Genomic DNA, 20,922 nt, shown 5'->3' with positions numbered 1-20,922 from the left:
GCTTTCTCTGTGGGAGCTGGCTTGCCAGCGATGAGACCCTCTCCCTCCCAAAGTCTTGCCTTTCCCCGACCATCGACCAACGGCGCCCTGCCGCAAAAAAAACTAACGTCACTGTTCTAGTTGCCAACCACACCAAGGTGAAGACAATGAGCATGATGGACTGGGATGCCTACCGTAATCAGTTGATGGGCGGCATCGGCGATCTCAAGCAACTCTCTCCCGACACGGTTAACGGTTACATGACCGCCAGTGGCGCCGGAGCCAGGACCAACCACCTGGACGCCAAGACCCGTGAGCTGATTTCCCTGGCCGTGGCAGTCAGCACCCGCTGTGACGGCTGCATCGCCGTGCACTCGGCCCAGGCGGTCAAGCAAGGCGCGACCCGCGAAGAAATCGCCGAAGCCCTGGGCGTGGCCGTGGCCATGAACGCCGGGGCGGCGCTGGTGTATTCGGCGCGGGCACTGGATGCCGTGGGCAAGGCTGGGCTGTAACCTCTCCCTCACGTGAGCGCGCGGTCGCGCCGCGCCTCACCCACTTCCTGGCGTTTTCGCATAAGCTAGCGGGCGAACCGTTTTCAGGAACCGCCATGATCCACATCCGCCCCATGACCGCCGCCGACTTCGAGCTTTTCTGGCCGACCTTCCAGGGCATTGTCAGCGCCCGCGAAACCTATGCCTTCGACCCGGCCATGAGCCAGGAGCAAGCCCGCCAGCTGTGGCTGGAAGCGCCGCTGCGAACCCTGGTGGCCGAAGAGGATGGCGTGCTGCTCGGCTCCTACTTCCTCAAGGCCAATGCCGCCGGCCCCGGCAACCATGTCAGCAATTGCGGCTACATGGTCTGCGACGCCGCCCGTGGGCGCGGTGTCGCCAGGTTGATGTGCGAGCACTCGCAGCAGCTGGCCCGGGAGCTGGGTTTTCTGGCCATGCAGTTCAACTCGGTGGTGTCGAGCAATGAGGTCGCGGTGGCCTTGTGGCAGAAGCTTGGCTTTGCCATCGTCGGGCGTTTGCCCAATGCCTACCGGCATGCGCGCCTGGGGCTGGTGGACAGCCTGGTGATGTACAAGTGGCTGGAAGAGCCGAAGCAGCCAATGCTGATCGGGCGCAAGAATATCGAGGCGGTGGTGTCGCGCAAGCGCGGGCGTTGAGACGTCGCTGTCTGAGCTGGACTCATCGCTGGCAAGCCAGCTCCCACAGCTACGGTGCACACCGAACCCTGTGGGAGCCGGCTTGCCGGCGATGCTGTTGACCTAGAAGCGCCACCCAAAAACTGATCTGTTCAGATACGCAAGCCGTTGACTGCAAAGGTTTTCGGTGTTCAGATGCGCGCCAGTTTCAGGTGTCCTGCGCCGCCGTGCGCAGGGTGAAACGGGAAGCCGGTGCGTCATGCAAATGACCAGTCCGGCGCTGCCCCCGCAACGGTAAGCGAGCGAAGCCTTCGAAACACCACTGTGCCTCGGCATGGGAAGGTGAAGGCCTTCACGACCCTCGCAAGCCCGGAGACCGGCCTGAAGCTTCTGTTTGGCAACCCCGCGGTGGGCGGGCGCAGGCCGGTTGGCGTCCGCCTGCGCGTGCGCCATGCCTCCATGCGTTGTTCCCTCCGGGATTCATTCTTCCTGTTGACTGTGGAACGACATGTCCCGAAATTCCAAGCTTCATACCCTGGCAGCCAATGCCCTGGCCCCCTGCCTGGCATTCTCCGTGCCGGCTTTCGCCGAAGACACCAGCCCCTCTGCCCTGGCCCTGCCCTCGACGGCCATCACTAGCAGCAGCGACAACCAAACCATCAGCCTGGCCACCCCGCTGCCGACCGGCTCGCGCCTGGACCTCAGTGCCATGGACACCCCGGCCAGCACCAGCAGCCTCGCCAGCGAGGTCATCGACGGGCGCAACAACCTCACCGTGCAGGACGCCGTGACCCGCTCGCCGGGCATCACCTCGGTCGCCACCCCGGGCAACGGCAATACGGCGCTGTCGGCCCGCGGCTTCAGCGGCCACGGCTCGGTGATGACCCTGTTCGACGGCTCGCGCATGTACACCGGCGCCGGTACCCAGAGCTTCCCGGTCGACCCGTGGATGGTCGAGCGCATCGACGTGATCCGTGGCCCGGCCTCGGTGCTGTACGGCGAAGGCGCCACGGGTGCGGTGATCAACGTGATTCCGAAAAAACCTTTTACCGGCGAGATCCGTAACCACCTGCGCCTGGGCTATGGTTCCTACGACCGCCAGCAACTGGGCCTGGACAGCGGCGGTTCGCTGAGCGAGCGGCTGAGCTACCGGGTGACCCTCAACCGCCAGGAAAGCAACGGTTGGGTCGACCGCGGCGACTCGAAGAACCTGGCCATGAGCGCCGCCCTGCGCTTCGATGCCAGCGACGACCTGAGCTTCACCCTCGCCCACGAGCGCGGCGATGCCGACCCGATGAACTACTTCGGCACGCCGCTGATCGACGGCCATTATCGCGACAGCCTGCGCAAGAAAAACTACAACCTCAAGGATTCGGCCCAGCACTACCACGACGAGTGGACCCGCTTTAACACCGACTGGGCCATCAGCGATTCGATCAGCGCCAGCAACCAGCTGTACTACCTCAAGAGCCGCCGGCACTGGCGCAACGCCGAGGACTACACCTGGAACAGCGGCGTCGGCCAGCTTGAGCGCGGCAGCTACCTGGAGATCAAGCACGACCAGGAACAGGTCGGCGACCGCCAGAGCTTCACCTTCGACCATTCGCTGTTTGGCCTGGCCAGCAAAACCGTGGTCGGCGCCGAGTACAACCGCATCCGTTTCGGCATCGACAGCAACTCGCCGTACAACGACATTGGCGGCGATTTCATCGACCCGTGGCAGCCGGCGCCGGGCTACTTCCACAGCGCCAGCCCGACCCGCCCGCAAACCGACAGCACCACCCGCACCTTCGCCCTGTTCGCCGAGAACCGCACCCAGCTGTCGGAGCGCTGGTCGCTGGTCACCGGCATTCGTCGCGACCAGAACCACATCGACCGCAACAACCTGGTCAACGACACCCGCACTGACCGCAGCCTCAACGGCGGCAACTGGCGCGCCGGGCTGGTGTTCGCAGTCAACGACGAGCTGAGTCTGTACGGCCAGTACTCCACCAGTGAAGATGGCGTCAGCGACCTGGTGACCTTGAGCCCGAGCCAACAGAAGTTCGACCTGACCGAAGCCAAGCAGACCGAGTTCGGCCTCAAGCAGCTGTTCTGGGATGGCCGTGGCGAGTGGACCCTGGCGGCCTATCACATCGTCAAGAAGAAGCTGTTGGTCGACAACCCCGACACCCACCAGAAGGAACAGGCCGGGCAGCAGACCTCCGATGGCCTGGAAGCGACCCTGGAGCTGGCCCTGGCCAACCAGTGGCATGTCTCGGCCAACGCCTCGGTGGTGCGCGCCAAGTACGACGATTTCGACCAGACGGTGGGCGGGCAAACCGTTTCCCGTGCTGGCAATCGCCCAAGCAACGTACCGCGGCGGACCGCCAACCTGTGGGTCAGCAAAGGCTTCAGCCACAACGTAGACGCCGGCATGGGCCTGCGTTATGTCGATGAGCGCTATGCCAACACCGCCAACTCCCAGAGCGTGCCGGGCTTTACCGTGGTCGATGCCAACCTGGGCTGGCAGGTGCTGCCGGATGTGCGTCTGGGCCTGCAGCTGAACAACCTGCTCGACCGCCGTTATGCGGCCACTGCGCACAGTGGCGAGCAGTGGCTGATGGGTGAGCCGCGGTCGTATTTTGCGACGGTGGATTACACGTTCTGAGGTGAACCGGGGCTGCGTTGCAGCCCATCGCCGGCAACGCCGGCTCCCACAATGGGCCTGTGTACACCGGGCCTGTGGGAGCTGGCCTTGCCAGCGATGAGGCCGGCCCTGTCAACCTAGCTCAGGCAAGCTATAGCGCTCGGCAAAATACTGGCGAAAAAACTCCACCGCCACCCGCACCTTGGCCGAACTGGCCAGCGGCGAGGTATACACCGCCCAGATGTCCGCCGGCTGGTGATACTCCGCCAGCACCTGCACCAGGCGCCCATCGGCCAGGCTGTCGTGCACATCCCACCACGAGCGCAGCAAAATTCCTCGCCCATCCAGGCACCACTGGTGCGCCACTTCACCATGGTTGCTCGACAGGCTGCCGGTCACCCGCACGCTCTCCTCGCCCCCCGGCCCTTCCAGCTGCCAGACGCCAAACGGGTGGTCACGCTCCTTGATCACCAGGCAATCATGGCTGGCAAGCTCGGCCAGCACCTTGGGCGTGCCGCGCCGGGCCAGGTAGGCCGGGGAAGCGCACAGCACCCGGCGGTTTCTGGCCAGCGGCTTGGCAATCAGGTTGGGGGCGATGGCGTTACCGACGCGAATATCCAGGTCGACGCCCTCTTCAATCAGGTCCACCAGGCGGTCATGCACGTCCAGGCGCACATCCAGGCGCGGGTAGCGCTCGGCCAGTTCCGACAACGCCGGGGCCACAAATCGCCGGCCCAGGCCAAGGCTGCTGGCAATCCGCAGCTGGCCCACCGGTTCGCGGTGCTGGGCGCTGATGTCGTCGCCCATGCGCTGCACCGCATCGAAAATCTGCTGCGCCCACTGGTACACCCGCTCGCCCTCCTCGCTCACCGTCACCCGCCGGGTGGTGCGGTGCAGCAGGCGCACTTCAAGGGTTTGCTCAAGCACGCGGATGCGTTTGCTGATGAACGCGGCCGACATGCCGAGCTCTTCGGCCACCGCCGCGAAGCTGGCGCGCTTGGCCACCTGGAGGAAGATATTGAGGTCGTCGAGGCTGGGAAGATTATTCACGATGCGTGCACTAAGAATCCATGAATCACGAGATTATCTCTGAATCCTGCCCTTATAGCATGAGCCGCACCTGTTCCCTAGACAACGAGTGCGCCCCTCATGAGCAAGACTTTCAGAATCGCCGCCATTCCCGGTGACGGCATCGGCAACGAAGTACTCCCCGAAGGCATCCGCGTGGTCGAGGCCGCCGCGCGCAAGCATGGCCTGGACATCAGCTTCGAATTCTTCGAATGGGCCAGCTGCGACTACTACCTGGCCCACGGCAAGATGATGCCGGACGACTGGTTCGAGCAGCTCAAGGATTTCGACGCCCTGTACTTCGGCGCCGTGGGCTGGCCAGACAAGGTCCCGGACCACATTTCGCTGTGGGGCTCGCTGCTGAAGTTTCGCCGCGACTTCGACCAGTACGTGAACATCCGCCCGGTGCGCCTGTTCCCCGGCGTACCCTGCCCGCTGGCCGGCCGTGAGCCTGGCGACATCGACTTTGTGGTAATCCGCGAGAACACCGAAGGCGAATATTCGTCCCTGGGCGGGCGCATGTTCGAAGGCACCGACAACGAGTTCGTGCTGCAGGAGTCGGTGTTCACCCGCCGGGGTGTCGACCGCATCCTCAAGTACGCCTTCGAGGTGGCGCAAACCCGCGAGCGCAAGCACGTGACCTCGGCGACCAAGTCCAACGGCATGGCCGTGAGCATGCCCTACTGGGACGAGCGCACCGCGGCCATGGCTGCCAATTATCCGGAAATCAGCTGGGACAAGCAGCACATTGATATCCTCTGCGCCCGCTTCGTGCTGCAGCCGGATCGCTTCGACGTGGTGGTGGCCTCGAACCTGTTCGGCGACATCCTCTCCGACCTCGGCCCGGCCTGCGCCGGCACCATCGGCATCGCGCCATCGGCCAACCTCAACCCCGAGCGCAAATTCCCGTCGCTGTTCGAACCGGTGCACGGTTCGGCCCCGGACATCTTCGGCAAGAACATCGCCAACCCGATCGCGATGATCTGGTCGGGCGCGCTGATGCTCGAGTTCCTTGGCAACGACGGCGCCGACCCGCGCTACCGCGCCGCCCACGACGACATTCTCAAAGCCATCGAGCAGGTCATCGCCGCCGGCGATACCACCCGCGACATGGGCGGGCAAAAGTCGACCCAGCAAGTCGGTGAAGCTATCAGCGCGCTGATCGAAGGTTGATGACCAGGGGCCGATTGTCAGAATTGTCTGACAAAACGGCCCCTTGGCTCTTGCGGGTGAAGCGGATTATCTGCAGAATCTGTTAACCAAAAGATTCACGTTAACTTTAAGTTAACAACGAAGCAGGGAGTGCTGCCGCAACACCCCGGAGTGCCTGCCGGGTATAGCTAAGAACGCCAACGTCCAGGAGACGATGATGTCGCACAAAAATAAAAAGATTGATGTGTTCCTGATTACCGTGAGTTTGATTGCCGTGCTGCTCACCGTCATCGGCCTTGCAGCCTTCCCGGGCGAAGCCGAAAGCGCGGCCAACCAGTTGTTCGAACTGTCGACCCGGACCTTCGGCACCAGTGTTCAGGTGCTGGTGTTCGGCAGCTCGCTGGCGGTGCTGTACCTGGCCTTCAGCAAGTACGGCAACATCCGCCTGGGCAGTGGCAAACCCGAGTACGCCACCGCCACCTGGGTGTTCATGTTCATCTGCGCCGGCATGGGCTCTTCGACCCTGTACTGGGGCGTGATGGAATGGGCCTACTACTACCAGACCCCGGGCCTGAACATCGCCGCCGCCACCCCCAAGGCACTCGAGTACAGCATCAGCTACTCGTTCTTCCACTGGGGCGTCAGTGCCTGGTCGATCTATGCCCTGGCCTCGCTGGCCATGGCCTATCACTTCCACGTGCGCAAGAAGAGCGGCCTGAACCTGGCCTCGATCGTCGAAGCGGTGACCGGCTTCAAGGCCACCGGCCCGGTCGGGCGCAGCGTCGATTTGATCTTCCTGCTGACCATGATGGGCGCGCTGACCGTGTCGCTGGCGCTCACCGCCTCGACCCTGACCCGCGGCCTGCATGACCTGGCCGGCACCCCGGACACCTTCACCGTGCAACTGCTGGTGATCGGTGCGGTGGCGGTGATGTTCTCGCTCAGCTCCTACATCGGTATCGATGGCGGCCTGCAGCGCCTGAGCAAGATAGTCTGCATCGGCGCCCTGGTGTTTGCCCTGGTGGTGCTGCTGGTCGGCCCGACCCAGTTCACCATCAACAACACCGCCAACTCGATTGGCCTGATGATCCAGAACTACGTGCACATGAGCCTGTTCACCGACCCGGCGGGCGACGGTGCCTTCACCCGCAACTGGACGGTGTTCTACTGGCTCTGGTGGGTGTCCTACGCGCCAGGCGTGGCCATGTTCGTGACCCGCGTGTCGCGTGGCCGGCAGATCAAGGAAGTGGTCATGGCCCTGCTGCTCGGTGGCAGCTTCGGTTGCTGGTTCTTCTTCGGCGCCCTGGAAAGCTACAGCATGCACCAGTTCATCACCGGCGCCGTCGACGTGCCGAAGATGCTCAGTGAACAAGGCGGCGAATCGGCGGTGACCCACCTGCTGCTGGCCTTGCCGTGGGGCCAGGTGTTCCTCGGCGTGTACCTGTTCATCATGGCGATCTTCTGCGCTTCGCACATGGACGCTGCCGCTTATGCCGTGGCCGCCACCAGCACCCGCAACCTGCGTGAAGGCGACGACCCGACGCCGACCCACCGCCTGTTCTGGTGCGTGGTGCTGACCCTGGTGCCGCTGGCCATGCTGTTCGCCAAGGCTTCGCTGTCGACCATGAAAACCGCCGTGGTGCTCACCGCCATTCCGTTCATGGTGATCCTGCTGGTGAAGATCTACGGCTTCTTCAAATGGATGATCGAAGACTACGGCCAGATGCCGGCCTACCGCATCGAGGAAGAAGCGGCGCGCATGGCCGGTGAAGAGCCTGCGCAACAAGCGCCGCGCAGCGCCGCTGCCGTGCACTGATCACACACCCGTGGGAGCGGGCTTGCTGTGGGAGCGGGCTTGCCCCGCGATAGCGATCTGAGCCATTGCAGGCCTAATCGCGGGGCAAGCCCGCTCCTGCAACAGCAGTAAATTTTTTTGCCTGGCTTGTTAACTGATAGATACGCGTTAACCAACAACTAAAAACCGTGCTTGTGAGACCCCAACCATGAATGACTTCAAACGCCTGCCCGCCGATTTCTGCGCCAACGCCGAAGAGGCGTTCACCATTCCCGCCAGCTTCTATACCCAGGCCGCAGTGTTCGAGCACGAGAAAGAAAACATCTTCGCCCGCAGCTGGATCTGCGTCGGCCACCGCAGCGAAGTGGCCGAGAACAACGCCTACATCACCCGTGAAGTGATCGGCGAAAGCATCATCGTCGTGCGCGGCCGCGACAGCGTCCTGCGCGCCTTCTACAACGTCTGCCCGCACCGTGGCCACCAGTTGCTCAGCGGCAGCGGCAAGGCCAAGAACGTCATCACCTGCCCGTACCACGCCTGGACCTTCAAGCTCGACGGCGACCTGGCCCACGCGCGCAACTGCGACAACGTGGTCAACTTCGACAAAGAAAACTCGACCCTGGTGCAGCTGCGTGTCGAAGAATACGCAGGCTTCATCTTCATCAACATGGACATGGAGGCCGGCTCCGTCGAAGACCAGCTGCCCGGCCTGCAAGCGCGCATGCGTGCAGCCTGCGCGGTGATCGACGACCTGCACCTGGCCGCGCGCTTTGTCAGTGACACCCCGGCCAACTGGAAGTCGATCGTCGACAACTACCTCGAGTGCTACCACTGCGCCCCGGCCCACCCCGGCTTCGCCGACTCGGTCGACGTCGGCCAGTACAGCCACAGCATGCACGGCAACTGGACCCTGCAGTACGGCCTGGCGAAACCTTCGGAGCAGTCGTTCAAGTTCGACGAAAGCGTCAAGGATCCGTCCTTCGCCGGTTTCTGGGCCTGGCCGTGCACCATGTTCAACGTGCCGCCAGGCGCCAACTTCATGACCGTGATCTACGAGTTCCCGGTCGATGCCGAAACCACCCTGCAGCACTACGACATCTACTTCCTCAACAAGGACATCAGCGAAGAGCAGCAGAAGCTGATCGACTGGTACCGCGAAGTGTTCCGTCCGGAAGACCTGCGCCTGGTCGAAAGCGTGCAGAAGGGCCTCAAGTCCCGCGGCTACCGTGGCCAGGGCCGGATCATGGCCGACCGCGAGCGCAGCGGCATGAGCGAGCACGGCATTGCTCACTTCCACAACCTGATCGCCGTCGCCCACCTCAACGACTGATACCGCTCGCCGCAGGCTTCACCGCCTGCGGCGCGCTTCGGAGTGCCTTGCGTGAAACTCAATGACAACAAGCTGTTCCGCCAGCAGGCCTACATTGCCGGGCGCTGGTGCGACGCCGATGACGGGCGCAGCCTCAACGTGACCGACCCGGCCAACGGCGAGCTGCTCGGCAGCGTGCCGCTGATGGCCGGTGCCGAAGCCGTGCGCGCCATCGAAGCCGCCGAAGCGGCCCTGGCCGACTGGCGCGGGCGTACCGCCAAGGAGCGTGCGCAGGTGCTGCGCCGCTGGTTCGAACTGCTGCTGGAACACGAGCAGGACCTGGCCCGGCTGATGACCTTCGAACAGGGCAAGCCGCTGCACGAAGCCCTGGGCGAAATCCGCTACGCCGCCTCCTTCGTCGAATGGTTTGCCGAAGAAGGCAAACGCGTCTACGGCGACGTGATCCCCAGCCCGTCCAACGACAAACGCCTGCTGGTGATCAAGCAAGGCATCGGCGTATGCACCGCCATCACGCCGTGGAACTTCCCGGCGGCGATGATCACCCGCAAAGTCGCCCCGGCCCTGGCCGCAGGCTGCACCATGGTGGTCAAGCCGGCCAATGAAACCCCGTTCTGCGCCCTGGCCCTGGCCGCGCTCGCCGAACGCGCCGGCGTGCCTGTCGGTGTGTTCAGCGTGGTCACCGGCGATGCACCGGCGATTGGCGCGCAGTTCACTGGCCACCCTTCGGTGCGCAAGCTGAGCTTCACCGGCTCGACGCCGATCGGCCGCCTGCTGATGGGCCAGTGCGCCGAAACCATCAAGAAGGTCAGCCTGGAGCTGGGTGGCAACGCGCCGTTCATTGTCTTCGCCGACGCCGATATCGACGCTGCGGTCGAAGGCGCCATCGTCGCCAAGTACCGCAACGCCGGGCAGACCTGCGTGTGCGTCAACCGCTTCTACGTGCACGACAGCGTGTATGAGCAATTTGCCCAGCGCTTCGTCGAGCGCGTGCGTGCCCTGGAGGTTGGCCATGGCAGCGCCGCCACCAGCCAGATCGGCCCGTTGATCAGCGACAAGGCGGTGGCCAAGGTGCGCAGCCTGATCGACGACGCCCTCGGCAAAGGCGCCGAGCTGGTGCTCGGCGGCCAGGCCCATGCCCTGGGCGGCAACTTCTTCGAGCCGACCGTGCTGGCCGGCATTGGCCCGGGCATGGAGCTGCTCGAAGAAGAGATCTTCGGCCCGGTAGCGGCGCTGGTGCGCTTCAGCAGCGACGACGAGGTCATTGCCCTGGCCAACGCCACTCAATACGGCCTGGCCGCCTACTTCTACAGCCGCGATATCGCCCGGGTATTCAAGGTCGCCGAGCAGCTGGAATACGGCATGGTCGGGGTCAACACCGGGCTGATCTCCAACGAGGTCGCGCCATTCGGTGGCATCAAGCAATCGGGCCTGGGCCGTGAAGGCTCCAAGTACGGCATCGAGGATTATCTGGAAATCAAATACCTGTGCCTGGCGGTCTGAGCACAGGTTCCGCCACGCGGCAGGGCCTGCCGCGTGCTGTTGCAGTCGAGGTGAAACATGGCCAACAAGTATGAAATGTTCAGCGTGCTGGTAACTGAAGTCGAACAGGCAACGCCGCTGATCAAGCGCTTCACCCTGGCCCGCGAAGACGGCGCGCCGATGCCCGCCTTCACCGGCGGCAGCCATGTCATCGTACAGATGCAAGGCGCCGATGGCAGCCAGTTCAGCAATGCCTACTCGCTGATGAGCGACCCGCGCGACACCCGCAGCTACCAGATCGGCGTGCGCCTTGAAGAGCAGTCCAAGGGCGGCTCGGCGTTCATGCACCAGCAGGTTGAAGTCGGCACCCGCCTGACCCTCTCCTCGCCGAACAACCTGTTCGCCCTGGACCCCAGTGCCGGGCGTCATGTGCTGATTGCCGGCGGCATCGGCATCACCCCGTTCCTGGCCCAGTTGCACGAGCTTGAAGGCGGCGCCAGCGATTACGAACTGCATTACGCCTTCCGCGCCCCGGAGCACGGTGCGTTCCAGCAGCAGCTGGAAAGCGGCCCGCATGCCGCCAACACCCGTTTCTACATCGACAGCCTCGAGCGCAAGCTCGACCTCACCGCGCTGTGCGCCGGCCTGGCCGAGGATGCTCACCTGTATGTATGCGGGCCCAAACCGCTGATCGATGCAGTGATCGCCACTGCCGCCAAGGCCGGCATCGCCGAGCAGCGCGTGCACTGGGAACAGTTCGCTGCAGCACCGGTCACCGGCGCCGCCTTCACCGTGGTGCTGGCCCGTTCCGGTACCGAACTGCAGGTCGAGGAAGGCATGACCATCCTCCAGGCCATCGAAAAGTCCAAGGCGGCCAAGGTCGAATGCCTGTGCCGTGAAGGCGTGTGCGGCACCTGCGAGACGGCGATCCTCGAAGGTGAAGCCGAGCACTTCGACCAATACCTGAGTGATGACGAAAAGGCCGCGCAGCAAAGCATGATGCTCTGCGTGTCGCGGGCCCGCTCGGCGCGGTTGGTGCTGGATTTGTAGGCATCAAGCTCCAAGTTTCAAGCCTCAAGCTGCAAGACAGGTACGCTCAGGCTCCTCTTGCAGCTCGAAGCTTGAAGCTTGAAGCTGCCCCACAGGTATACTGGCAGGCTCTTGGCCCCCGATCAGGACACCCTGCCGATGATGGAAAACAGTTTCGCCTTCCGCCTCAAGGAACTGCTCGAGCATCACAAGCTGACCTTGCAAGCCGTCGGCACGGCCCTGGGTATCTCGCGCACCGCGGTGCACAAATGGACCCGCGGCGGCGAAATCGATTACGACAACCTGCGCAAGCTGGCCGACTTTCTCAAGGTCAACTGGATCTGGCTGCGCTACGGCGAAGAAGCCCTGCAGAACATCCAGCAGCCACAGGTGGTCGAGCTGCCGATGACCGACCTGCGCCGGCGCTACACCGCCGAGATCATGGAAAGCGAAACACGCATGAAGCTGGCCCAGGAAGGCGCGCGCATCGTCACCTGGGAGTGGAACCTGATCAGCGACGAAGTCACCTACTCGCCCAACGTCGAGCAGGTCTACGGCTGGCCGGTCAACCGCAACGAAGACTTCTGGGCCCACCTGCCGCCTGAAGACATCGAGCACATGCAGGCCATGTACGCCCAGGCAGTGGCCGATGGCAGTGGCTGCGAATGCGATTTTCGTATCACGCGCCCCGACGGCGAAGTGCGCTGGATTTCTTCCCGCGCCACGGTGGTGCGCGACAGTGCCGGCCGTTCGGTGAAGATGGTCGGCATCAGCATGGACAACACCGAACGCAAGGTCGCCGAAGAGGAACTGCGCAACAGTGAGGAGCGCTTCCGGGCGATCTTCGAACTGGCCTGGGGCGCCCTCGCCTACATCGACCCGGACGGCACCTGGCAACGGGTCAACAACAGCCTCTGCGAACTGCTCGGCTACCGCGCCGAAGAACTCTACGGCATGACCTTCCAGCAGATCACCCACCCCGATGACCTCGCCGCCAACCTGCAACTGCTGCAGGGCATGCTCGAGGGCCAGAGCGAGCGCTACGAGGTGGAAAAACGCGTGCGCCACAAGAACGGCGAGTACCTCTGGGTCCGTGCCCGCACCTCGCTGCAACGCCGCCAGGACGGTGCGCCGGAGCACCTGATCAGCGTGTTCGAAGACATCAGCGCCGAACGTTGCGAGCACGAGCGCCTGGAGGCGCATATCGCCGGGCTCGAAGCACGGCTGACGGAAAAAAGCTAAGCCCACTCATCGCGTATCGGGAGCGCCAAGGATGCTGCCAGGTTCCACTTCCACCTCTGCCAGGGTCGCCCGCCTGCGTGGCAAGGTCGGCCTGTACTTTGTCGCCGCGCTGTCGGTGCTGGCCGGCATGACCGATGCCATCGGCTTCATGGCCACCGGCGACTTCGTTTCGTTCATGAGCGGCAATACCACGCGCCTGGCGGTATCGCTGGGCGAAGGCGAACCGGGGCCGATCCTGCGCATTGCTGCAGTACTGCTGGCCTTTGTCGTGGGCAATGCCCTGGGCGTGGTGATCGCGCGCCTGAGCGGCCGCCGCCCGTGCCCGTTGCTGCTGATCATCGCCGCGCTGCTGGCCCTGGCGGCGTTGCTGCCCACTGCGCTGCAGTTGCCGGCACTGGTGTCGGCAGTCACCGCCATGGGCATGATCAACGCCGTGGTCGAGGAAGTGAACGGCCTGCCGATTGGCCTGACCTATGTCACCGGCGCGCTTTCGCGTTTTGGCCGCGGCCTCGGCCGGGCGCTGCTGGGCGAGCGCCGGCAAGGCTGGCGGGTGCAGTTGATCCCCTGGACCGGGATGTTCGTCGGCGCCGTGCTCGGGGTGTTGCTGGAGCAGGCCTTCGACCTCGCCGCGCTGCTGTTCAGCGCCCTATTGGCGGCGGCGCTGGGCTTGATCTCGCTGAAGATCCCGCGGCGCTGGCAACTCAGGTACATGCCGCGCTAGGCAAATTTACAGGCAGGTGGCCAGGGCCGCCATGCGCCGCAGGGCGACGTTGTCGTTGTGCTTCGCGTAGTAGCTCACTGCGGTGCTGGCGCCCTGGGACTTGATGTCGGCAAAGGACTCCGCCTCGCGGGTGTAGACGGTGAAGCCGCCTTGCTTGGCAGGCTCAAGGTAGCCGCTGGCATCGACGCCGAACACTGCTTCATCCTGCCAGCCGAACTGGATGCACTGGGCAACCACATCCGCCGACTTGCTCGAAGTAAACGCCTTGGTCGGCGCCTGGCTGCGCGCCGCCTCCATGGCCGAAGACGCACACCCGGCCAACAACGCTGCAGCGACCATCGCCATTACTACCCGCATGACTCTTCCTCGTCAGAAAAAAGACGTGACTGTAGCATTGCCCGGGCATCAAAGAGACAAACCGGAGGCAGACTTCATCGTTTCACTGCCGGTGGACCTGACCCAGGATGTCGTGCTGCTGCCCTACGACATTGCCCGTCGCTGAATCGGCACGCATTCACCGCGTGGCAATGATGAAGGTACGCTTGAACGGAAACAGCGTGCGCCCGTCGTCCTCCTGCGGGTAGTGCGCGTGCAGCAGCTTCAGGTACTTGCCGAGAAAGGCTTCACGCTCGGCATCATCCAGGGCAATGAGCACCGGGCGCAGGGCCGAGACCTTGACCCAGTCGAAGATCGGCGAGTTGCCCTCGACCACCTGCAGGTGCTCGGTTTCCCAGATATCCAGCTCACGGGTCAGCGGCGCCAGCAGGCGGTAGTAACCGTCCAGCGACAGCACATTGCGCGAGGCCATGAACTTGCGCAATTCCAGGGTCGCCAATGGCCGGCCGCTGGGCCCGGGCTCGCCGAGGGCCCGGAGCATCAGCTGATACCAGGGCGCATCGCGCCAGTTGGGCATGTGCACGGCCAGGCAGCCGCCCTCCTGCAACTGCCCGAGCAGGCGCGGCAACAGGCTTTGGTGGTCCTCGATAAAGTGCAGCACTGCGGCGGCGAACAGCAGGTTGGCCGGTTTTTGCGCCTGCCACTGGCTGACATCGACATGCAGCCAGTTGACGCTGATCGGCAGGGCCAACGCCTCCTGGAGCATCTCTACCGAACTGTCGACGCCGAACAGCTCGGCCCGTGGCCAACGCTCGGCCAGCAGACGCGTCGCGATGCCGGTACCGCAGCCCAGGTCGTAGATGCACTGGGGCGAATCGAGGTGCAGGCGGTCGAGCAGTTCCAGCACCGGGCGCTCGCGCAAGCGGGCAAATTGCAGGTAGCTTTTCGGGTCCCAGGCGCTATTGGCGCCGGGTGCGGTGGAGCGTTTACGCTGTTCGAGCATGACGGTGGTCCTCTAGCTCCGTGCGATCAATCCTGTCGTCCAATGACATTCAATATTCTGAGTACCAGGGCAAGCCCTCGACGGGTTTGCGGGTCTCGTAGCAGCAACAGCAGGCCATACAGGCTGGGAGTGGGTTCATTGCGGGTTTGCGCCGAGGCCATGCGCATGGCATTGCCCAGGTTCCAGCTCAGGGCCGTGGCCTCCTCGAACAGCCCTGAGAGTTTCTCGACCATGGCCGCATCGAGCAGGTCAACGAGGTCGGCGCTCAGCGACAGCAGATCGACCACGTTGTCCATCCGGCCGCTGTCGAGCAGCGGTTGCAGTTTGCGCAACAGGGCGTCCAGCCCCGGGTTGGCGTTCAAAACCGCGGGTAAATCGGTGGCATCCATGACAATCGGCTCCTCCCGTCGTCGGGTCAAAGCATTCCACGGGCCACGGCCCAATACAGGCCGCGGTTGAAACCATTGCGCAGCAGGCTGCCCAGCTTGGTCGGCGGCGTCGGCAAGACGTCGTGACGGTAGTCGTAGCACAGCGGCATGCCCGCCCCCAGGCCCATCTGCGCCGCAGCCTGGACCTTGCCGTCGTACACCGCGCAGGTGCTGCCCAGGCGGATTTCGCCGGCGATATTGTTGGCGATCACCGGTGCCTGGTTGTGGCAGGCACCGCCGGCCTTGCTGATCGGCAGGTCGACGGTGTCGCCGATCACGTAGACGCCTTCCAGGCCGTAAACCTGCAGGGTTTCGTGGTTGGTCGGCAGCCAGCCTTCGTTGTTCGGCGCGCGGGAGGCCCCGCTTTGCAGCACGGCGTCCACCGCACGGATCGGCGGTGTGGCCATGAGAATGTCGAACGGCTGCGCGTCGCCTTCTTCGGAGTAGGCGATGCGTTGCTCGGGGTCGACCTTGCTCAGGGTGAAGCCGCGCTGAAAGCGGATGTTCTTTTGCTCGAAGATGCTCGGCAGGATCTCGCCGGTGGGCCGCTGCAGGAACAAGCAGTTGCGCAACAGCTGAGCGGTGGTCGGGTAGGTGTAGATGATCTCGACCTTGTCGCGCACCCCGCGCTGGCGCAGGTAGTCATCGAGCATCAGGGTGGTTTCCACCGGGGCGATGCCGCACTGGTGCGGCACGTTGGGGGTTTGCGGAAAGGACACGGTGATGAAGATCCGCCCCTTGTCGATGCTCGCCAGGCGCCGTGCCAGTTGCCGCGCCGCTTCGTACTGGTAGAAGTGATCGCCCGCCTGTTGCAGGCCCTCGATGCGCTCGGGGGCAGGCACGCAGCCGGTGGCGATTACCAGGAAGTCATAGCCGTAGCACCGGCCCGAGCGGGTGTGCAGGGCCTGTCCGGTAAAGTCGAAGCGGGTGACTTCCTGCACCTGGAAGTCGATTTCCGGGCGCAGCAATGACCGCTGCGGGCGCTTCAGCTCTTCCTGGAAGAACTGATTGAAGGCCACGTACATGAACGCGGGTTTGTAGTAGTGATCGGGGGAATTGGACAGCAGGGTAATGCGCACCTGCTCGCGGAGCACTTCCGGGTAGAGTTTGCTCACCAGTTGATTGGCCAGCATCGTACCGCCGACGCCGCCGCCCACAATGACAATATGCCTGGCCATTGAGTCGCATCCTTGCTGTGGAGCCAACGCCCATGGTTCAAGCACTGGCGACAATAAGCAAATACTCCTTGGCTATAAGTATTAATCCGTTGGCCCAAGAAGTGTGAGCGCATCAGGGGCTGCTCTGCAGCCCATCGCCGGCAACGCCGGCTTGTGTCTTGAGGTAGGAATAGAATCAGAAGTGAGAGCGGTGAATGGCAAGCTGTACGCCGGTAGTGCTTAAAGCACGTGTGGGAGCAAAGCTGCCATTCACCTCTCCACTCTGGCCCGAGCCCGAACAGTTGATTGAGCGCCTCTCGAATCACAAGCGTGGGCCAAGCCAGAGCGCTCTCACAACTGAGTGTAAGAGGGTTCAGCCATGTTGTCTTCTGTTGGAATCGACACTGCCAAAGCCACTTTGGAAATCTGCATCAAACCTCAGAAAATCCGCTTCGAAGTGGCCAACAACTCCGCAGGCTTCGAGGCGTTGCTTGAGCGTCTGAAGGACTTCAATATCAGTCGAGTGCTGATCGAAGCGACAGGCGGCTACGAGAAAGATGTGTTGATCGCCCTAGCCTCAGCAGGACTGGAAACCATCTGCATCAACCCAGCCCGTGCCCGGAAATTCGCCGATGCCATGGGTAAAAAAGCCAAAACCGACAAGATCGACGCCGAGGTCCTTGCGGACTTCGCTGCACACCTCAGCGCTCCTCAAGGCCAACCGGTCAGCCCTGAACGCGAAGAGCTGCGAGAGCTGGTGAAGCAGCGCGCCCAATTTGTGCAGAGCCGTGATGACGACAAGCGGCGTCGCCAGCAATGTCGCTCGGCAACAGTGATGGCCCACTTCGATGAGCATATAGAGCAGCTGAAAGTGCTGATCAAACGCCTCGACGAAGAAATTGACCAGGCGATGGTGCAACTGGACGATACCAGGGCGCGTCAGTTATTGGCAGTGACCGGAATCGGTCGAGTAACCGCCGCAAATCTGCTCGCCTCACTGCCTGAACTGGGGCAGTTGGACCGCCGTCAGATCGCCGCTCTGGTGGGCGTAGCGCCTTACAACAACGATAGTGGTAGCCATCGAGGGCACCGCCAGATATGGGGTGGTCGGGCCCATGTAAGGCGAGTGCTGTACATGTCGAGCTGGATCATCATCCGTCACAACACAGAATTTAAAGCACGCTACGAAGCACTTCGGGCACGTGGCAAGTGCGCCAAGGTGGCACTCGTAGCTTGCATGCGGGTGCTGATCGTCAGGCTGAATGCAATGCTGCGGGACAATACCCCTTGGCGAGTGCAAACAGCCTGATCAAGACAGTTGCTCCCACAATGTCCGCTGTGCACAACACCCGGACTGTAGGAGCGGGCTTGCCCCGCGATTGCTTCAAGCCCCGCGTGTGGTGCGGCTATGCTGCCCGGCCACCCCCACCGGCACGTCGCCCTGCAAGGTCACCCGGCGTACCACGCGTCCCTGGGTGCCATAATCGTCCACCGCGTAATGCTGGGTCGCGCGGTTATCCCAAATCGCCACGTCACCCACCTGCCAGCGCCAGCGCACGGTGTTCTCCAGCCGTGTGACATGGCTTTGCAGCAGGTTGAACAGATGTGCCGAGTCGCTCTGCGAGTAGCCCTTGATGCGTTTGACAAAGTGCCCGAGCAAGAGGTTCTTTTCGCCGCTGACCGGGTGCACGCGCACCACCGGGTGCTCGGTTTCATACACCGTCGAGGTGAAGATCTTCCGGTAATTTTCCAGCTGCTCGAGGCTCACGTTGGGCTTGGCTGCGGCGTAGTCGTACTCGTTGCTGTGCACCGCCCGGAGCTGGTCAGCCAGGGCCTGCAACTCGGCAGAAAGGTCCTGATAAGCCGTGGCGGTATTGGCCCATACGGTATCACCGCCGGACGCGGGCGCTACCACCGAGCGCAGGATCGACGCCTTGGGGTAGGCATCGACGAAGGTCACGTCGGTGTGCCAGGAATTGGCCCGGCGCCCTTCGCCACCATCGAGTTCAAGCAGGTAACGCGTGCCTTCGCGCACCGGCACGGTCGGGTGGGCGATCGGCTCGCCGAGCAGGTGGGCAAAGGCTTCCTGGCCCTGGTCATCAAGATGAGTCTGGGCGCGGAAGAACACCACCTTGTACTGCACCAGCGCGGCCTGGATGGCCTCGATCACGGCAGGTTCAAGGTCGGCGCTCAACTGGACCCCGCGGATCTCGGCACCGATGCGACCGGCCACCGGGTGGATGTCCAGCGCGTGGGTGACAGGTGCTACGACGCGTGCGGCATTGCTCATGGTTTGACCCTCATCTGGCTAGGTTGCGCGAAGTGCCGATGAAAGCTCTGCTCTATTGATATGCAAATAAGCTCTAACAAATAAACAGATGCTTCATTGACGGAATAAGAGCTTGCATTTAAAACCTGAGCCTGCACGGCGGCAAATACCTTCGCCGTATTTTTGGAATGCCGGGAAAGCATATGGATCTTCGCCAACTGCGTTACTTCATCGCCCTCACTGAACACCGCAGTTTTGTCCGCGCCGCCGATGCCATGGGCATCACCCAGCCGGCTTTCAGCCGCAGCATCCAGGGCCTGGAACAGGAGTTCGGCTGCGTGCTGATCGATCGCGGCAACAAGGATCTGCGCCCCACGCCCGAAGGCCAGGTGGTGCTGCAGCACGCCCTGCGCCTGGTGCAAGGCGCGGCGCAGCTGAACAGCGAAGTGCAGCAGATGACCAAGCTCGATGCCGGCGAGCTGCGCTTCGGCTGCGGCCCGGCGCCTGCGGTGCACCTGGTGCCGCAGGCGGTGGCACGCTTTCTCGGCGCCCACCCCAAGGTGCGCACCTGCTTCGACGTGGATAACTGGGAAAAACTCAGCCGTGCGCTGAGTCGAGAAGAGATCGAGTTCTTCGTCGCCGACATCCGTCATTTCGAGGCCGACCCGAACTTCCAGACCCAGCCGCTGAGCCCGCGCCGCGGCCTGTTCTTCTGCCGTCCGGGGCACCCGCTGCTGGCCAAGGACAGCCTGTCGACCAACGACATGTTCGACTACCCGCTGGCCACCACCCTGATCCCGCCGGGGGTGCGCAAGCTGCTGGCCAACCTCAGCGGCAAGACCGACTTCGCCCCGCAGGTGCAGACCGAGCACCTGCCGACCCTGGTGAAGATCGTGCTGGGCACCGACGCCATTGGTATCGGCACCGAAGAAGCCTTTGCCGAGGACATCGAACAGGGCCGCCTGATACGCCTGCACTGGCGCAACCTGCCGGCCAACCTCGACAGCCTCAATGCCCGCTGCGGCATTGTCAGCCGCAGCGGTTATCGCCTTTCGCCCGCCGCCCGGGCAATGATCGAAACCCTGATCAGCCTCGATCGGCAGCCAGAGGTGCAGGTGCTGGCCGGATAGCCTGAGGCGCCAGCCACTGCTCGACCTTGAACGGTTTGCGGATCAGCCGCTGCCCGGCGGCCAGGTCAACTGAAGCCTGCAACTTGGCCAGAAAGTCGGCATCCAGGGTCGAGGGGAAGATCTTGCTCAGCTGCTCGTTCTGCAAGTCTTGCTGCAGGATCGCCGGCGGGTAGCTGGCCAGCCCCGAGACCAACTGAATGTAAGCCTCCTTGTTGTCGTCCTGGGTCAGCCAGTGCACGGCCTTCTCCTGAGCAGCTAGCAGTTTTTCCACCAGTTCCGGGTGCTCGTCGACAAAGCGCCCAGCCCCTACCAGCACCGCCTGAACATTACCGGCGCCGCCCAGGTCACGGGTGTTCAGCGGCAGCTCGGCCAGGCCGCGTTGCTTGAGGGCGCTGATGCCGGTCGAGCCCCAGGTGGCGTCGATCTGCCTGGCAGCCAGGGCGGCGATCGCCGCGTTGAAATCCAGGTTGATGACTTTCAGGTCCTTCTCGCTCAGGCCCTGGCTGGCCAGGGCGGCGTCGAACGACAGCTGGGTGGCAGTGCCGCGAAACACCGCCACGCGCTTGCCCTTGAGATCTTGCAGGGTCTTGATGTTGCTGCCCGGCGCCACTCCGAGGTAATGCTTGATGCCGCGCCCGGTGGCGGCCAGCAGGCGGGTGTCGAGGCCATTGGCCTTGCCGATGATCGCCGCCAGGTCGCCGAGGTAGGCGAAGTCGACCTGGCCGTTGGCGAATGCCTCGTTGATCACCGGGCCCGCGCCCTTGAAGTAGTTCCACTGGATGCTGATGCCATCGGCGGCGAAGGCTTTTTCCAGCAATTGCTGGTCGCGCAGTACGTCAGTCACACCGCCGCCGGAATGCTGGGTGCCGGCGCTCAGGTCGGGCACGGCGATGCGGATTTCCCTGACCTCGCCAGCCTGGGCCGGCGGCAGCCAGCCGACCACCGCGGCTAGGGCGGGAACGGCAAACAGATTGAACACACGGTTGATCGACAGGTTCATGGCACGCGACTCCTTGTAATGGTGCGGCCAC

At 63.4% G+C, this 20,922-nt stretch carries 19 protein-coding genes and 1 riboswitch; of the genes, 12 read left to right on the top strand and 7 right to left on the bottom strand.

Annotation, left to right across the window (positions count from 1 at the left end):
• Positions 1 to 146 precede the first annotated feature (146 nt).
• From JV241A_RS04795 to JV241A_RS04785, 3 genes are all read left to right on the top strand, one after another.
• Positions 147 to 491 (top strand): carboxymuconolactone decarboxylase family protein, encoded by a 345-nt coding sequence (locus JV241A_RS04795; protein ID WP_115087619.1) that lies wholly within the window; start codon positions 147 to 149, stop codon positions 489 to 491.
• A gap of 95 nt (positions 492 to 586) precedes the next feature.
• Positions 587 to 1,144: a GNAT family N-acetyltransferase gene (locus JV241A_RS04790; protein WP_115087618.1), complete on the top strand. Its 558-nt coding sequence runs from the start codon at positions 587 to 589 to the stop codon at positions 1,142 to 1,144.
• 172 nt (positions 1,145 to 1,316) lie between these two features.
• Positions 1,317 to 1,523, top strand: a riboswitch (cobalamin riboswitch).
• Positions 1,524 to 1,631: 108 nt separating this feature from the next.
• Positions 1,632 to 3,773: a TonB-dependent receptor gene (locus tag JV241A_RS04785; protein WP_134061468.1), complete on the top strand. Its 2,142-nt coding sequence runs from the start codon at positions 1,632 to 1,634 to the stop codon at positions 3,771 to 3,773.
• A gap of 111 nt (positions 3,774 to 3,884) precedes the next feature.
• Here the strand turns inward: JV241A_RS04785 and JV241A_RS04780 are convergent, their stop codons facing one another.
• Positions 3,885 to 4,802, bottom strand: coding sequence for a LysR substrate-binding domain-containing protein (locus tag JV241A_RS04780; RefSeq protein WP_134061467.1), 918 nt, complete (start codon positions 4,800 to 4,802; stop codon positions 3,885 to 3,887).
• 99 nt (positions 4,803 to 4,901) lie between these two features.
• Here JV241A_RS04780 and JV241A_RS04775 point away from each other — a divergent pair, with 99 nt between their 5' ends.
• From JV241A_RS04775 to JV241A_RS04745, 7 genes are all read left to right on the top strand, one after another.
• Positions 4,902 to 5,993 (top strand): tartrate dehydrogenase, encoded by a 1,092-nt coding sequence (locus JV241A_RS04775; protein WP_115087615.1) that lies wholly within the window; start codon positions 4,902 to 4,904, stop codon positions 5,991 to 5,993.
• Positions 5,994 to 6,189: 196 nt separating this feature from the next.
• A complete protein-coding gene (locus JV241A_RS04770; protein WP_115087614.1) occupies positions 6,190 to 7,788 on the top strand; it encodes a BCCT family transporter in 1,599 nt (532 codons plus the stop codon).
• A gap of 187 nt (positions 7,789 to 7,975) precedes the next feature.
• Positions 7,976 to 9,097: a ring-hydroxylating oxygenase subunit alpha gene (locus tag JV241A_RS04765; protein WP_115087613.1), complete on the top strand. Its 1,122-nt coding sequence runs from the start codon at positions 7,976 to 7,978 to the stop codon at positions 9,095 to 9,097.
• Between the two features lie 51 nt (positions 9,098 to 9,148).
• Positions 9,149 to 10,597, top strand: coding sequence for an NAD-dependent succinate-semialdehyde dehydrogenase (locus JV241A_RS04760; protein WP_134061466.1), 1,449 nt, complete (start codon positions 9,149 to 9,151; stop codon positions 10,595 to 10,597).
• Between the two features lie 57 nt (positions 10,598 to 10,654).
• Positions 10,655 to 11,626: a PDR/VanB family oxidoreductase gene (locus JV241A_RS04755; protein WP_134061465.1), complete on the top strand. Its 972-nt coding sequence runs from the start codon at positions 10,655 to 10,657 to the stop codon at positions 11,624 to 11,626.
• Between the two features lie 138 nt (positions 11,627 to 11,764).
• Positions 11,765 to 12,847 carry a helix-turn-helix transcriptional regulator gene (locus JV241A_RS04750; protein ID WP_115087610.1) on the top strand — a complete coding sequence of 361 codons (1,083 nt, stop codon included), beginning with the start codon at positions 11,765 to 11,767 and terminating at the stop codon, positions 12,845 to 12,847.
• Positions 12,848 to 12,878: 31 nt separating this feature from the next.
• Entirely contained in the window at positions 12,879 to 13,568 is a 690-nt protein-coding gene (locus tag JV241A_RS04745; protein WP_115087609.1) for a YoaK family protein, read from the top strand.
• Between the two features lie 6 nt (positions 13,569 to 13,574).
• Here the strand turns inward: JV241A_RS04745 and JV241A_RS04740 are convergent, their stop codons facing one another.
• The 4 genes from JV241A_RS04740 to JV241A_RS04725 form a co-directional block, all read right to left on the bottom strand.
• Positions 13,575 to 13,925: a hypothetical protein gene (locus JV241A_RS04740; RefSeq protein WP_134061464.1), complete on the bottom strand. Its 351-nt coding sequence runs from the start codon at positions 13,923 to 13,925 to the stop codon at positions 13,575 to 13,577.
• A gap of 157 nt (positions 13,926 to 14,082) precedes the next feature.
• Positions 14,083 to 14,907 (bottom strand): methyltransferase domain-containing protein, encoded by an 825-nt coding sequence (locus JV241A_RS04735; protein WP_134061463.1) that lies wholly within the window; start codon positions 14,905 to 14,907, stop codon positions 14,083 to 14,085.
• Positions 14,908 to 14,933: 26 nt separating this feature from the next.
• Positions 14,934 to 15,296 (bottom strand): DUF1641 domain-containing protein, encoded by a 363-nt coding sequence (locus JV241A_RS04730; protein WP_115087606.1) that lies wholly within the window; start codon positions 15,294 to 15,296, stop codon positions 14,934 to 14,936.
• Positions 15,297 to 15,322: 26 nt separating this feature from the next.
• Positions 15,323 to 16,513 (bottom strand): FAD/NAD(P)-binding oxidoreductase, encoded by a 1,191-nt coding sequence (locus JV241A_RS04725; protein ID WP_115087605.1) that lies wholly within the window; start codon positions 16,511 to 16,513, stop codon positions 15,323 to 15,325.
• A gap of 358 nt (positions 16,514 to 16,871) precedes the next feature.
• On the opposite strand from JV241A_RS04725, the gene JV241A_RS04720 reads away from it, so the two are divergent.
• Complete coding sequence (locus JV241A_RS04720; protein ID WP_134061462.1) at positions 16,872 to 17,801, top strand: IS110 family transposase; 930 nt, start codon at positions 16,872 to 16,874, stop codon at positions 17,799 to 17,801.
• 75 nt (positions 17,802 to 17,876) lie between these two features.
• Here JV241A_RS04720 and JV241A_RS04715 read toward each other — a convergent pair whose 3' ends face one another.
• Positions 17,877 to 18,782 carry a TauD/TfdA family dioxygenase gene (locus JV241A_RS04715; protein WP_134061461.1) on the bottom strand — a complete coding sequence of 302 codons (906 nt, stop codon included), beginning with the start codon at positions 18,780 to 18,782 and terminating at the stop codon, positions 17,877 to 17,879.
• Positions 18,783 to 18,964: 182 nt separating this feature from the next.
• Here JV241A_RS04715 and JV241A_RS04710 point away from each other — a divergent pair, with 182 nt between their 5' ends.
• A complete protein-coding gene (locus tag JV241A_RS04710) occupies positions 18,965 to 19,891 on the top strand; it encodes a LysR family transcriptional regulator (protein WP_036996727.1) in 927 nt (308 codons plus the stop codon).
• Here the strand turns inward: JV241A_RS04710 and JV241A_RS04705 are convergent.
• Complete coding sequence (locus tag JV241A_RS04705; RefSeq protein WP_115085505.1) at positions 19,848 to 20,891, bottom strand: ABC transporter substrate-binding protein; 1,044 nt, start codon at positions 20,889 to 20,891, stop codon at positions 19,848 to 19,850. The two genes, JV241A_RS04710 and JV241A_RS04705, sit on opposite strands and share 44 nt — an antisense overlap.
• Positions 20,892 to 20,922 lie beyond the last annotated feature (31 nt).

Source organism: Pseudomonas sp. JV241A (genome assembly GCF_900275665.1).
In the GTDB taxonomy this organism is placed as follows: domain Bacteria; phylum Pseudomonadota; class Gammaproteobacteria; order Pseudomonadales; family Pseudomonadaceae; genus Aquipseudomonas; species Aquipseudomonas wadenswilerensis.
This window is presented reverse-complemented; position numbering and strand designations above follow the sequence as displayed.

Bases quoted from the DNA above. Each gene is read 5' to 3' on its own strand.
- JV241A_RS04795 (WP_115087619.1), top strand. From the start codon at position 147: ATGAGCATGATGGACTGGGATGCCTACCGTAATCAGTTGATGGGCGGC.
- JV241A_RS04790 (WP_115087618.1), top strand. From the start codon at position 587: ATGATCCACATCCGCCCCATGACCGCCGCCGACTTCGAGCTTTTCTGG.
- JV241A_RS04785 (WP_134061468.1), top strand. From the start codon at position 1,632: ATGTCCCGAAATTCCAAGCTTCATACCCTGGCAGCCAATGCCCTGGCC.
- JV241A_RS04775 (WP_115087615.1), top strand. From the start codon at position 4,902: ATGAGCAAGACTTTCAGAATCGCCGCCATTCCCGGTGACGGCATCGGC.
- JV241A_RS04770 (WP_115087614.1), top strand. From the start codon at position 6,190: ATGTCGCACAAAAATAAAAAGATTGATGTGTTCCTGATTACCGTGAGT.
- JV241A_RS04765 (WP_115087613.1), top strand. From the start codon at position 7,976: ATGAATGACTTCAAACGCCTGCCCGCCGATTTCTGCGCCAACGCCGAA.
- JV241A_RS04755 (WP_134061465.1), top strand. From the start codon at position 10,655: ATGGCCAACAAGTATGAAATGTTCAGCGTGCTGGTAACTGAAGTCGAA.
- JV241A_RS04750 (WP_115087610.1), top strand. From the start codon at position 11,765: ATGATGGAAAACAGTTTCGCCTTCCGCCTCAAGGAACTGCTCGAGCAT.
- JV241A_RS04745 (WP_115087609.1), top strand. From the start codon at position 12,879: ATGCTGCCAGGTTCCACTTCCACCTCTGCCAGGGTCGCCCGCCTGCGT.
- JV241A_RS04740 (WP_134061464.1), bottom strand. From the start codon at position 13,925: ATGCGGGTAGTAATGGCGATGGTCGCTGCAGCGTTGTTGGCCGGGTGT.
- JV241A_RS04735 (WP_134061463.1), bottom strand. From the start codon at position 14,907: ATGCTCGAACAGCGTAAACGCTCCACCGCACCCGGCGCCAATAGCGCC.
- JV241A_RS04730 (WP_115087606.1), bottom strand. From the start codon at position 15,296: ATGGATGCCACCGATTTACCCGCGGTTTTGAACGCCAACCCGGGGCTG.
- JV241A_RS04725 (WP_115087605.1), bottom strand. From the start codon at position 16,513: ATGGCCAGGCATATTGTCATTGTGGGCGGCGGCGTCGGCGGTACGATG.
- JV241A_RS04720 (WP_134061462.1), top strand. From the start codon at position 16,872: ATGTTGTCTTCTGTTGGAATCGACACTGCCAAAGCCACTTTGGAAATC.
- JV241A_RS04715 (WP_134061461.1), bottom strand. From the start codon at position 18,782: ATGAGCAATGCCGCACGCGTCGTAGCACCTGTCACCCACGCGCTGGAC.
- JV241A_RS04710 (WP_036996727.1), top strand. From the start codon at position 18,965: ATGGATCTTCGCCAACTGCGTTACTTCATCGCCCTCACTGAACACCGC.
- JV241A_RS04705 (WP_115085505.1), bottom strand. From the start codon at position 20,891: ATGAACCTGTCGATCAACCGTGTGTTCAATCTGTTTGCCGTTCCCGCC.